Annotated in this window: 11 protein-coding genes; 7 read left to right on the top strand and 4 right to left on the bottom strand. The window is 71.5% G+C overall.

The features are described 5' to 3' along the window. Positions 1-19: 19 nt before the first annotated feature. The gene (locus ACQPXD_RS50205; protein WP_432831277.1) at positions 20-304 is read left to right on the top strand and encodes a hypothetical protein; all 285 of its coding nucleotides are present in this window, start codon (positions 20-22) and stop codon (positions 302-304) included. Between the two features lie 132 nt (positions 305-436). Further along, the gene (gene ctaD, locus ACQPXD_RS50200) at positions 437-2,173 is read left to right on the top strand and encodes an aa3-type cytochrome oxidase subunit I (RefSeq protein WP_432831275.1); all 1,737 of its coding nucleotides are present in this window, start codon (positions 437-439) and stop codon (positions 2,171-2,173) included. Between the two features lie 1,186 nt (positions 2,174-3,359). Here the strand turns inward: ctaD and ACQPXD_RS50195 are convergent. The 4 genes from ACQPXD_RS50195 to ACQPXD_RS50180 form a co-directional block, all read right to left on the bottom strand. Next, complete coding sequence (locus tag ACQPXD_RS50195) at positions 3,360-3,737, bottom strand: STAS domain-containing protein (RefSeq protein WP_432831273.1); 378 nt, start codon at positions 3,735-3,737, stop codon at positions 3,360-3,362. 215 nt (positions 3,738-3,952) lie between these two features. Continuing rightward, positions 3,953-4,525 carry an isochorismatase family protein gene (locus ACQPXD_RS50190; protein ID WP_432831271.1) on the bottom strand — a complete coding sequence of 191 codons (573 nt, stop codon included), beginning with the start codon at positions 4,523-4,525 and terminating at the stop codon, positions 3,953-3,955. Then, complete coding sequence (locus ACQPXD_RS50185; RefSeq protein ID WP_432844250.1) at positions 4,522-5,766, bottom strand: nicotinate phosphoribosyltransferase; 1,245 nt, start codon at positions 5,764-5,766, stop codon at positions 4,522-4,524. Before ACQPXD_RS50185 ends, ACQPXD_RS50190 begins: the two co-directional genes overlap by 4 nt. A gap of 77 nt (positions 5,767-5,843) precedes the next feature. Then, on the bottom strand, positions 5,844-8,468 hold the full coding sequence (locus ACQPXD_RS50180; RefSeq protein WP_432831269.1) for a LuxR C-terminal-related transcriptional regulator: 2,625 nt from the start codon (positions 8,466-8,468) through the stop codon (positions 5,844-5,846). Between the two features lie 197 nt (positions 8,469-8,665). On the opposite strand from ACQPXD_RS50180, the gene ACQPXD_RS50175 reads away from it, so the two are divergent. From ACQPXD_RS50175 to ACQPXD_RS50155, 5 genes are all read left to right on the top strand, one after another. After that, positions 8,666-10,249, top strand: a complete 1,584-nt coding sequence (locus ACQPXD_RS50175) for a hypothetical protein (RefSeq protein WP_432831267.1) — start codon at positions 8,666-8,668, stop codon at positions 10,247-10,249. 15 nt (positions 10,250-10,264) lie between these two features. Continuing rightward, positions 10,265-10,561 carry an ATP-dependent Clp protease adapter ClpS gene (gene clpS / locus ACQPXD_RS50170; protein ID WP_432831265.1) on the top strand — a complete coding sequence of 99 codons (297 nt, stop codon included), beginning with the start codon at positions 10,265-10,267 and terminating at the stop codon, positions 10,559-10,561. Positions 10,562-10,563: 2 nt separating this feature from the next. After that, a complete protein-coding gene (locus ACQPXD_RS50165; RefSeq protein ID WP_432844248.1) occupies positions 10,564-11,058 on the top strand; it encodes a DUF2017 domain-containing protein in 495 nt (164 codons plus the stop codon). Between the two features lie 47 nt (positions 11,059-11,105). Continuing rightward, positions 11,106-11,597, top strand: a complete 492-nt coding sequence (locus ACQPXD_RS50160) for a Mov34/MPN/PAD-1 family protein (RefSeq protein WP_432831263.1) — start codon at positions 11,106-11,108, stop codon at positions 11,595-11,597. A gap of 67 nt (positions 11,598-11,664) precedes the next feature. Next, positions 11,665-11,976, top strand: a complete 312-nt coding sequence (locus ACQPXD_RS50155; RefSeq protein WP_432831261.1) for a MoaD family protein — start codon at positions 11,665-11,667, stop codon at positions 11,974-11,976. Positions 11,977-11,978: the final 2 nt, after the last annotated feature.

The following is an 11,978-nucleotide window of genomic DNA, read 5'->3' as shown; positions in this document are numbered from 1 at the left end:
GTCTCTAGCGTGCTGTGACATGCGCGACTGGATTGCCGTCATCGTCGCGGTGCTCGGGGTCCTGCTGGTCCTCGCCGGCGCCGTCCTCATCGTCCTGCAGTCCCTCGAGGAGGGGCGCGCCCCGCAGACCGAGCCGGCCTTGGACTCCGCCGAGCCGACCCCGGTCGCTCGTCGCCTGGTGAGCGCCGTCAAGAATCCGTCGCCGGCCGACCGGCTGATTTTCTGGGGTGTGGTACTGCTCGTGCTGGCCGCCATCGCGGCGGGCGCGATCAGCTTCGACCTGGGGGCCCGGGGCGGGAACTGAACCCCTGCGTAGGCGCGTCGGCCGGGGAGACTATTCTGCCTGCGGGGTGAGGTGTTGATCGCACTTGCCGGTCACACGGAAGCCTCACAGAGCTGGCTCGCCAGCGGGTTCAACAGCCTCAGGAGGCCTCTCGTGACCACCGTCGCACCGAAGCCGATCGTGACCAGGCCATGGCCGGTGCACCAGCCGGTCAAGGGCTCGGCGTTCGCTCGGCTGCTGCGCACCACGGACGCGAAGCAGATCGGCCTGATGTACCTCGTCACGTCGTTCGTCTTCTTCATGGTCGGTGGCTTCTTGGCGCTGCTCATGCGCGCCGAGCTGGCCCGGCCGGGCCTGCAGTTCCTCTCGCTCGAGCAGTACAACCAGCTGTTCACCATGCACGGCACGATCATGCTGCTGTTCTTCGCGACGCCGATCGTGTTCGCGTTCGCGAACTACATCACGCCGCTGCAGATCGGCGCCCCCGACGTGTCGTTCCCGCGGCTCAACGCGTTCGCGTACTGGCTGTATGCGTTCGGTGGCTCGATCACGCTGATCGGCTTCATCACGCCCGGCGGCGCCGCCGACTTCGGCTGGTTCGCCTACGCCCCGCTCAACAACATGATCAACTCGCCCGGTGTCGGCGCCGACCTCTGGATCGTCGGCCTGGTGCTCTCCGGCCTCGGCACGATCCTGGGCGCGGTCAACATGATCACGACGGTGCTGACCCTGCGGGCGCCCGGCATGACCATGTTCCGCATGCCGATGTTCACCTGGAACATCCTGGTGACCAGCGTCCTGGTGATCATGGTCTTCCCGATCCTGGCCGCCGCGCTGCTGGCCCTGGAGGCCGACCGCCGCCTCGGCGCGCACGTGTACGACTCCGAGACCGGCGGTGCGATGCTCTGGCAGCACCTGTTCTGGTTCTTCGGCCACCCCGAGGTGTACATCGTGGCGCTGCCGTTCTTCGGCATCATCACCGAGGTCATCCCGGTCTTCAGCCGCAAGCCGGTCTTCGGCTACAAGGGCCTCGTCGGCGCGACGATCGCGATCGGCGCCCTGTCGATGAGTGTGTGGGCCCACCACATGTTCGCCACGGGCCAGGTCCTCATGCCGTTCTTCTCGTTCCTGAGCTTCGTGATCGCCGTGCCGACCGGCATGAAGTTCTTCAACTGGATCGGCACGATGTGGCGCGGTCAGATCACCTTCGAGACACCGATGCTCTTCGCCATCGGCTTCCTGGTGACCTTCCTCTTCGGCGGCCTCTCCGGCGTGCTGCTGGCCTCGCCGCCGATCGACTTCCACGTCTCCGACACGTACTTCGTGGTCGCCCACTTCCACTACGTGCTGTTCGGCACGATCGTGTTCGCGGTGTACGCCGGCATCTACTTCTGGTTCCCGAAGATGACCGGCCGCATGCTCGACGACCGCCTGGGCAAGGTCCACTTCTGGCTGACCACCATCGGCTTCCACACCACGTTCCTGGTCCAGCACTGGCTCGGCACCGAGGGCATGCCCCGGCGGTACGGCGACTACCTGGCCAGCGACGGCTTCACCACGCTGAACACGATCTCCACGATCGGCTCGTTCATCACCGGCCTGTCGACGCTGCCGTTCCTGTGGAACGTGTGGAAGTCGTACAAGACCGGCCGCGTGGTCGAGGTCAACGACCCGTGGGGCCACGGCATGTCCCTGGAGTGGGCGACGTCCTGCCCGCCCCCGCTGCGCAACTTCGACAGCATGCCGCGCATCCGCTCGGAGCGCCCGGCCTTCGACGCGAAGTTCCCGGCGCACGCGCCCGGCCACTCGCTGGAGGCCCCACCGCCCGGCGGCGCCCGCCCCCTGACGAGCGAGGCCGACGGCGGCGCCTCGTACCAGGAACAGCACTGACCGCACCACACGCTTGCTGAGTCCGCCCCCGGCCCCTCCCGGCCGGGGGCGGCTTCGTTTGCGCTTTTAGCCTGCCCCGGCCCTTCCTGGCTTGGGGGCGCGCTTCGTTTGCGGGCCGTCTTGTGGCCAGCCGGCTCGGCACAAACTCTCCGCGATCATGCGGGGTGCGCGGGTTTTGCGTGTTGCCGAGCCTGCCCCGGCCTTTCCCGGCCGCGGCGCCCTTGGTTCGCGGCCGTCGCGCGGCCGGCTTGGCACAAACCCTCCGCGATCATGCGGGTGCGCGCTTCGATGGTGCGGGTTCTGCGTGATCTTGGAGATATATGGTACCTATAGGTACATTTCTTCTCCGCGATCATGGAAAACGCTTGGTGTGCGCTACGACTTTCGCATGATCGCGGAGACATCCGGTCGCGGCGGCGTGCCGGTGCGCGGGCGAAGGTGCGCCGGGGGCGAAGGTGCGCCGGGGGCGCGGGCGAAGGTGCGCGGGGGGTGCGGGGGCGCGGGCGAAGGTGCGCAGGAGTGGACCGGGGTGGGCCTGCGGTCGTGGCGCGCAGGGATGGCGCCGCCGCTGTGGCCGCACGCACTGTTGGACGAAATTGATAAATCGGAAATGTCGGAAATATCCACTTAAGACGGCGGCGAGGGCAATAGTGGTTGGAGGCGGTCACCGGCGCGCGGGAAGGAACTGCGGCGCGTTGGGGTGGCGGCGCGCGGGCGATGGCGGGCGCCCGGTGAGACGCGGGTTGCGGCGCGGAAGCGGCCGGCGGAGTCGGGGGCGTAGCGCGTGCGGACTGGGCGCGTAAGCGGTGGCGACGGGGCGCGGGCGTCCGGGCGGCGGGAGTGGGTGGTGGCGTCCGGGCGGCGGGAGTGGGTGGTGGTGGGCGGGCGGCGGGAGTGGGTGGTGGTGGGCGGCGGCGGTGCTGGCCGGGGATGCGGGTCGGGACCGGGGCCCTGGGCGGTCCGGGCTGGCGAGACATCGGATGGGCGGGGCTTGGCGGGGACGCGGCATCGGCCGGGCGTCCGGCGCCTCGCTCGGGTGGGGGACGCCCGGGAGGGTGACGCTCGGTAGGTGGAGGCAAAGCCCGGGAAGGCGGAGCGCCGCCTTGGGGTGAAGGCGTGGCGCTCCGCGCGGCGGGCTTTGGGAGGGGCCGGTTCGGGCCGGCTGGAAACTACGGTCCGTGGCTGGTTAGGCGGGCTGCGTCACGCCGCGCTCGCGCGGGGCGGGGAGGCGGCCGGACACGGTGCCGGGCGGGATCGGCACGCCGAGGATGTCGCTCACGCCCACCACGGCGAACAGGCGCGCGATGAACGGGTTGGGACGGCGGATGTCGAGCTTGACGCCCATGCTGTGGCAGATGCGCTTGGCAACGACGAGGGTGCCGATGCCGGTGGAGTCGAGGAACGTGACCCCCGCGAGATCGATGACAAGGAGGTCGATGCTTCCGTCGAGCACTGAGCTCACTGCGGTGCGGAGCTCCTGAGCGGTCTCATAGTCGATTTCGCCACTCAGCGTCAGCACAGACTCGCGCTGATCGGCAGGGCGAGTCTCGATCGACAACTTCACGTGACCCTCCTGGTGCTGAGCCGTCCACCATGGACGACCCTTTGAGGTCCCGCAAGCGTAGCGAAGTCTAGCCATTTTCGCCACGCTCCGTGTAGGTGCTCCTTACGTTGTGACGTGAGAAGTCCTCACATCGGCAGTGCGGAACCGCTTGCCCGGATGACGCTACACGTCGGTTGTTACACGGCAAGTCCAGCCATGTGCCATCCGCCGGACGGTCAACTCGTGGCTACGACCGGTTCACCTACCAAGGTCACCCCGGCCTCACGCAGTTCTACCAGGGCGGATGCGGTTGTAGCGGGCATCACCCCGGCGGTCAGGCCGAGCAGCACGGTCGTAACAAAGCCCTCACGGACCGCGTCCAGGGCGGTTGCCCGCACGCAGTGGTCGGTCGCGATCCCGACGACGTCGACATCGGTGACGGCCCGCTCGCGCAGCCACGCGGCCAAGCCCTCGCCGCCCGCCGAGCCCTCGAAGCCGGAGTACGCGCCCGAGTACGAACCCTTCTCGAACACCGCCTCCACCCTCGAGGTGTCCAGCGCGGGGTGGAAGTCGATGCCGCCGGTGCCCACGACGCAGTGGGCCGGCCAGGTGCTGACGTAGTCCGGGTGCGCGGAGAAGTGCGCGCCGGGATCGATGTGGTGGTCCTGGGTGGCGACCACGTGGTCCCACCGGCCGTCGGTGAGCGCGGTGCTGATCGCCGCGGCCACCTTGGCGCCGCCGGCGACGGCGAGGGAGCCGCCCTCGCAGAAGTCGTTCTGCACGTCGACCACGATCAACGCCCGGGTCATAGCGAGCCTTCTTTCATGATGACGGGTACGGCCGGATCCCCGGCGGAGAGCTTGAGCCCCTCCCACGGGATCGAGATGAGGCACTGGCGCAGGTGCTCGCGCGAGTCGGCGAGCGTGGGCAGGTCGGCGACCGGCTCGCCGCCGCGCAGGAACGCCCGCTGCAGCGCCCGGTCGTGCAGCTGCGTCTCCGGCGTGCCGAGCGAGACGACGATCTCCTCGGTCGCGGTGCCGGTGGGCTTGTGGCGGCGTACCGCCGTCTTGCGGCCGCCGACCGTCCGCTTGTTCTCCGACCGCTTCACCACCGGGCGGCCGTCGACCTCGACGAGCTTGTACACCAGCCCGGCGGTCGGCGCGCCCGAGCCGACGACGACCGCGGTGCCGGCGCCGTAGGCGTCCACCGGCTCGGCGGCCAGGGCGGCGATCGCGTACTCGTCGAGGTCGCCGGAGACGACGATCTGCGTGTCGGTCGCGCCGAGCGAGTCCAGCAGCGCCCGGGACTCCGTGGCGAGCACCGACAGGTCGCCGGAGTCGATCCGCACCGCCCGCAGGTCGGGGCCGGCCACCGCGATCGCGTTGCGGATGCCCTGTGCGATGTCGTAGGTGTCGACCAGCAGCGTGGTCTGCTTGCCCAGGGTCGCCACCTGGGAGGCGAACGCGGCCGGCTCGGAGTCGTGCAGCAGCGTGAACGCGTGCGCGGCCGTGCCCGTGGTCGGGATGCCGTACCGCCGGCCGGCCTCGAGGTTGGAGGTGAACGCGAAGCCCGCCAGGTACGCCGCCCGGGCGGCGGCGACCGCCGACTCCTCCTGGGTGCGTCGCGAGCCCATCTCGATCACGGAGCGGCCGCGGGCGGCGGTGACCATGCGGGCGGCGGCGGCCGCGATCGCGCTGTCGTGGTTGAGGACCGACAGGATCAGCGTCTCCAGGACCACGCACTCGGCGAACGTGCCGCTCACGGTGAGGATGGGCGAGCCGGGGAAGAACAGTTCGCCCTCGGCGTAGCCGTCGACGTCTCCCGTGAAGCGGTACGCCGAGAGCCACTCGGCCGTCGCCGGGTCCACGATGCCGCGCGAGGCGAGGAACTCGATCTCATCGGGGCCGAAGCGGAAGGCCCCGATGAGGTCGACCAGCCGCCCCGTCCCGGCCACCACGCCGTAGCGGCGGCCGGTCGGCAGGCGGCGCGCGAACACCTCGAACACGCAGCGCCGGTCGGCGGTGCCGTCACGCAGGGCCGCGGACAGCATCGTCAGCTCGTAGTGGTCGGTCAGCAGCGCGCTACTCGTCACGCCACCAACATATGTCACCCGGAATAGGACCCTGCTCACTCCTCCGGCGGCAGGGAGCGCAGCGCGGCGGCGAGCTCGGCCCGGCCGGTCACGCCCAGCTTCGCGTAGACCCGCATGAGGTGGTTGTCGACCGTGCGGGAGGAAAGATACAGCTGGTCGGCGATCTCCTTCGACGGCACCCCGGCCGCGGCGAGCCGGGCGATCTGCCGCTCCCGGCCGGTCAGCATCGGCTGCGGCACCACCAGCGCCGGCGTGACCGCGTGCGGGCACTCGGTGCGCAGCTCGGCGAGGCGCTGCGCGGCCCGCGGGGTCTGCGGCGAGCGGATGCCGCGCAGCAGGGTCACCGCGCCCGCGGCGGCCTCGGCGGCGAAGAGGTACAGCTCCATCTCGGCGAGCTCCTCGGCGACCGCCAGCAGCGCGCCGCCGTCCTCCTCGGCGATCGCCCGCACGTGCCAGGCCAGCGCGGGCGCGAGCCGGCCCTCGACGGCCTGGGCGAGCTCGGCGATGCGCTCGTTGACCTCGCCGGCGAAGCCGAGCCGGGCCAGGTCGTAGAGCGCGAACAGCTCGTGCGAGGCGAAACCGTCGCCGCGGTTGCGCGCGGCGAGCAGGCGCAGCACCTCGGCGCCGGTGGCCACGTCCCCGGAGGCGACGGCGACCCACGCGCGGGCCTCCTCCAGCCAGGGATACAGCACCTCCATGGAGCGGTAGTGTGCCTCCTCGGCGAGGGCGAACGCGGCCGCGGCGGCCGCCGGGTCGCCCAGCAGCGCGGCGATGTGCGCGCGCTCGGCGTGGGCGAGGGCGACGAAGATCCGGCCGGTGGCGAGCATCGAGCTGGCCTGGCTGGCGGCGCGGCCGGCCTCCTGCAGGTGCCCGCGCAGCCGGGCCGCCTGGGCGCGGATGATCTGCAGGTATCCGGAGCCCATGAGGAAGTTGCCCGCGTCGGCCATGCCGGCGAACTCGGTGGCGACGATCGCGTCGACGGCCTCGAGGTCGGCGGCGAGGACCATCGCGGTGCCCCGGGCCAGCTCGACGCCGAGCTGGATGTAGGGCACCTCGGCCCGCCACTGGGCGGCGTCGGCGTCCAGTGCCGCCATCGCCTTGACCGTCTGCACCGGTATGCCGCGCATCGCCTGCAGATGGCCCATGTTGCTGCGGGCCAGGGCGCGCGGCCCGGGGGCGCTGGCCGGGCTGTCGAGCACGGTGCGGGCCAGGGTGAGCGCCTGGGCGTAATCGCCGCGGTGCAGCCGCATGGTCGACTCGACCGCCATGGTGAGGGAGCGCTCCCGCACGTCGGTGAGCTTCTGCGCCTGCCGCTCGAACTCCTCGACGGTGCTGGAGTCGCCCTGCCCCCAGTGGGAGATGATGTGCCGGATGGTCAGCCAGCGGCTGCGCTGCGCCTCGGTGGTGATCTGGTCCTCGTGCTGGTCGAGGATGTCCGCGCCCTCGTCCGGGCAGTTGGCGAACATCAGGATCGTGGAGAGCGTCTCGGCGGCGTCGAACCCGCCCCCGGCCGCGACGGCGGCCTTGCCCAGCCGCATCGCCAGGGCCATGTCGTAGGCGGCGAAGGCGAGCCGGCAGGCGTTGAGCAGCAGCACCGGGTCGCGGGCGGTGTCGCTGTCCAGCCGCCAGACGGCGACCCGCAACAGGTCGTCGCGGCGCCGGGCGCCGCTGCTCTCCACAAGCGTGGCCAGGTCGGCCAGCAGCCGCCGGAACCGGGTGACCGGGCAGCGGCGGCGCACGACCTCGCCGTAGAGCGGATGGGCCAGCCGGACCGTGGTGCGCCGGTCCTCGACCACCACCCGCACCAGCTGCCGCTCCTCGGCGATCTCGACGGTGGCCAGGTCGGTCGCCTTCACCAGCAGCGGCAGGCCGATCGGCTCGCCGAACGCGACCAGCTCCAGCACCGCCCGCTCCTGCGGGGTGAGCTTGCCGATGCGGGCGTCGACCACCTCGGTGAGCGTGGGGGCCAGGTCGACCTTGCCGGTCCAGCGCTGCATGCCGTAGCTCTCGATGATCTCCCCGGCGGCGTGCGCGGCGATCACCAGCTCGCGCAGCAGCAGCGCATTGCCCTGGGAGAGCTGCCAGAGCCGGTCCACGGAGGCGGAGTCGACCGGGCCGCCGAGCACCTGCTGCAGCAGGTCGGAGGTCTCCGGCAGGGTGAGCGGGCCGAGCTCGATCCGCTCGACCAGGTCGTCCTTCCACAGGGCGCTGATCGGGTCGTGGACCGACTCGCCGGTGCGCACGGTGCCGATCACCGTGGCGTTCTCGGAGCGGGCGACGTAGTACACCAGGGCGGCCGAGAGCGGGTCGAGCAGGTGGGCGTCGTCGATCGCGACCACGATCGGCCGCCCGGCCGCCTGGCGGTGCAGCGCGTCGACGGCCCAGCGCAGCAGCCCGGCCGGCGAGCCGCCGGCCGGCTGGTCCGGCGGCAGCACCTGGGCCAGGCCGCCGAGCGGCAGCCCGGCCGTCGCGGCGTTGGCGGTCGCCGTCCAGACCGCGATCCGGTCCTGGTCAAGGGCGTTGACGCCCTCGCGTAGCAGGCGGCTCTTGCCGATGCCGGGCGGGCCGCCGAGAATCAGGCCGCGACCGGTAGACCCGGTGGCCGCCTCGGCGACACGGATCAGTTCTGTGTTTCTGCCGACAAAACTCCACGGAGGCACCGTCGCAGCATATCGATACGTTGATTACTGCGCGTACCCGCGGGTGCACGAACTTGAGTAGTGCGTTCGGACCCAGTTGAGTAGCACCCACCCTGCTGCTGTAAGTGCCTGTTCACGTAGCGTTCCGGTGCCCCGCCCGCGCGGCCCCCGAGCTGCGCGTGAGCGGGATCTCCCGGGCGTGCACAAGGAGGTCGCACATGGGCTTCGGGGTCCTGCAGGCGCCGCTGATCAATCTCACCATCACATCGTCGCCGGATCACGGCACGACGGTCGGGAGGTCGGCGTCCGCCATGCCGGTGCGCGGCAGCCGCGGTCAGCGGCAGCCGGCCGCCCCGTCCCGGCCGCCGCACCGGTCCTACGCCGTGGTCGCCGGCACCGCCCGCGGCGGGAAGACCGCGCTGGTCGACGCGCTGATCCGGCGTACCCCCGCGGAATCGGTGGAAACCGGGGACGCCTGGCTGGTCTTCCGCCACGGCGACCACTCCGGGGCGTGGGCCTTCGTGCCCGGCCACCGCGAGCCGCGGCCGCTGCCCGCGCCCGGCCAAATGCATCCGCCGGCGTCCGGCCAGGTGCACCCGGCCTCCGGCTCGGTGCATCCGCCGGAGACCGGCACGGTGAAGGGGCCGGTCCGCCCGGCCCGGCGGATCGAGATCAGCCACCCGGCGCCGCTGCTGCGGCGGGTCGCCCTGGTCGACACGCCCGGCGGCGGGTCCGACCCGGCCATCGCCGAGATCGTCCTGGACGCCGCCGCCGGGGGCCTGGGCCTGCTCTACGTGGTCGACGCCGCGACGCCGCTGTCCCGCGCCGACCTCGACCTCCTCGGCGCCGCCGACGGCCGGGTGGAGCGGATCGCGTTCGTGCTCACCCGCATCGACGAGCACGACGAGTGGCCCGAGGTGCTCGCCGCCAACCGGGCGCTGCTCGCCGCGCGCGGTCCCCGGCTGGCCGCCGCGCCCTGGTTCCCGGTCTCGCTCGACCCGGGCGGGATCTTCGGCGTGGCCGAGCTGAGCCACCTGCTGGAGAGCTGGGCCGACGAGCGGGCCGCGGCCGCCGCCCGCCCCGTCGCGGTGACCGCCGCCACCGTCTCCACGACCGGCGACGGCTGGCAGGAGACGCTCGACCGGCAGATCCGCGCCCGCCGGCTGGCCGCCGTCGAGCGGGTCTCGATTGACCTGGCCACCATCCACGTGCGCTGCGTGCAGGAGCTCGGCTCCGGCAAGGGCTGCCCGGAGCTGCCCCGGGTGCTCGACCGGGAGCTGCACGCGCTCTCCGTGCGCACCACCCGCCTGCTGCACGCCGACACCCGCGAGATCATCGGCGGGGTCTTCGGGGAGCTGCTCGACGCGCCGCCCGGCGAGGTCGTGCTGGCCCGCATCGCCGGCGCCGCCCGGCGGGCCGTGGACTCGCTGCGCGACGGCGGCCGCGAGCGCGACCGGGCGCTGCTGGTGACCACCACCTCCGGCGTCGCCGCGCTGACCGGCGCCGGCGCCCTGGACGGGCTCTCCGCGGTCGGCGCCGCGGGCGAGGACGCCGGGCAGGTGCTCGCCCCGCTCGGCATCGGCCTCAACGCCGGCTCCTATGCGATGTGGCAGCCCAAGCACACCCCCGGCGCCGCCGTCAAGCTGCCGGACAAGAAGGACTGCCGCCGGTGGCTGCAGCACGCCCTCCGCGAGATCGAGGTGGAGATCGGCCATGAGCTCGGCGAGCGCTACGCCGACCTGCGCCAAGCCCTTTCGATCATCGCCGCAGATGCGGTCGACCATGGCGTGCTGCTCGCTTGATGGCACCATGATGGTATGGCGGCGCCGCAGGTCCTACCGATCGAAGAGACCCACGTCGAGGTTGACGAGGTGTCCCAGACCGACCGTCCGTGGGTGACCGTCGTCTGGAACGATCCCGTCAACCTGATGAGCTACGTGACCTGGGTCTTGCAGAAGTTGTTCGGATACAGCAAGGAGAAGGCCGAACGCCTCATGCTCGACGTGCATCAGAAGGGCAAGGCGATCGTGACCAGCGGGGCGCGTGAGCGCATGGAATACGACGCGTCCCGCCTGCAGGCGCATGGGCTCTGGGCGACGGTGGAGCAGTCGTGACCATGTTTGTGCGTGCCGGAAAGGTCTGCGTGGCCCGGTTCGGCCCCGGCGAGGCGGCCGTGCTCAATGAGGTGATGCTCGAGGTGATCACGCTGCTGTCGGAGGGCTTCGACCGCGCTGACCCCGTCATCGAGCGGCTCTTCCCCGACGTGTACCGCGACGACGCCGAGCTGTCGGCCGAGCTGCGCCGCTACACCGAGGACGACCTGCGCTCGGCGAAGCTGGAGCAGGCCGCCATGCTGCTCGACGCGCTGCCCGAGGAGGGCGGCGAGGTGGCCCTCGACGAGGAGCAGGCCGAGGCCTGGCTGCGGGCGCTCACCGACGTCCGGCTCACCCTCGGCCTGCGGCTGGGCATCGTGGACGACGACGTCGACATCGAGGCCGAGCTCGACGACGCCATCCTGCGGGACCCGACCTCGCCCCGGGTCGGCCAGCTGTCGGTGTACCAGTACCTGACCTACCTCCAGGAGTCGCTCGTCGGCGCGCTCATGGGGTGAGCGCGGTCACGGGCGGCCCGCACCCGGCTTTCGGTAAGCTGTCCGATGTGCTGACCATCGACGCCGCGATCCTCGACGCGATCGTCGTGCACGCCCGCCGGGACCACCCGGACGAGGCGTGCGGCATCGTCGCGGGTCCGGCCGGTTCCGACCGGCCGGTGCGGCACGTGCCGATGGAAAACGCGGCCCGGTCGATGACCTTCTACGAGTTCGACTCCAAGGAGCAGCTGCGGCTGTGGCGGGAGATGGACGACGCCGACGAGGAGCCGGTCGTGGTCTACCACTCGCACACCGCCACCGAGGCCTACCCGTCCCGCACGGACGTCTCCTTCGCCGGTGAGCCCGGCGCGCACTACCTGCTGGTCTCGACCCGCCACCCGGAGCTGACCGAGGTCCGGTCGTTCCGCATCGTGGACGGGATCGTCACCGAGGAGCCGGTTCAGGTAGTTAATGCAGTCGTGGATTCGAACGCCGTCCAGACCTACCTCTTCGGGCAGAGCCCGACGACCGTCGACTACGAGTGTCAAACCGGCAGCTGACCAGCCGCCAGGTAGCACGTTCGTTTCGTCCGTCGTCCGACGCTCATGCCGTACCAGAGGAGAAGAAATGGCTATCGAGGTTCGTATCCCCACCATCCTGCGCAGCTACACCGGCGGCGCGAAGACCGTCGAGGGCAGCGGTGACACCATCGCCGACCTGCTCACCGACCTGGACTCGCGGCACGCCGGGCTCCGGGACCGCCTCATCACCGCCGAGGGCGGCCTGCACCGGTTCGTCAACGTCTACATCAACGACGAGGACGTCCGCTTCCTCGGCGCCCTCGACGCGAAGCTCAACGACGGCGACTCCGTGACGATCCTGCCCGCGGTCGCGGGCGGGGCGCTCGCGTTCGCCGCCGCGCACGCCCTGCGGGGCTGATC

The organism is Dactylosporangium sp. CA-092794 (assembly GCF_050948465.1).
In the GTDB taxonomy this organism is placed as follows: domain Bacteria; phylum Actinomycetota; class Actinomycetes; order Mycobacteriales; family Micromonosporaceae; genus Dactylosporangium.
This window is presented reverse-complemented; position numbering and strand designations above follow the sequence as displayed.

Bases quoted from the DNA above. Each gene is read 5' to 3' on its own strand.
- ACQPXD_RS50205 (WP_432831277.1), top strand. From the start codon at position 20: ATGCGCGACTGGATTGCCGTCATCGTCGCGGTGCTCGGGGTCCTGCTG.
- ACQPXD_RS50190 (WP_432831271.1), bottom strand. From the start codon at position 4,525: ATGACCCGGGCGTTGATCGTGGTCGACGTGCAGAACGACTTCTGCGAG.
- ACQPXD_RS50185 (WP_432844250.1), bottom strand. From the start codon at position 5,766: ATGCTGTCCGCGGCCCTGCGTGACGGCACCGCCGACCGGCGCTGCGTG.
- ACQPXD_RS50175 (WP_432831267.1), top strand. From the start codon at position 8,666: ATGGGCTTCGGGGTCCTGCAGGCGCCGCTGATCAATCTCACCATCACA.
- clpS (WP_432831265.1), top strand. From the start codon at position 10,265: ATGGCGGCGCCGCAGGTCCTACCGATCGAAGAGACCCACGTCGAGGTT.
- ACQPXD_RS50165 (WP_432844248.1), top strand. From the start codon at position 10,564: ATGTTTGTGCGTGCCGGAAAGGTCTGCGTGGCCCGGTTCGGCCCCGGC.
- ACQPXD_RS50155 (WP_432831261.1), top strand. From the start codon at position 11,665: ATGGCTATCGAGGTTCGTATCCCCACCATCCTGCGCAGCTACACCGGC.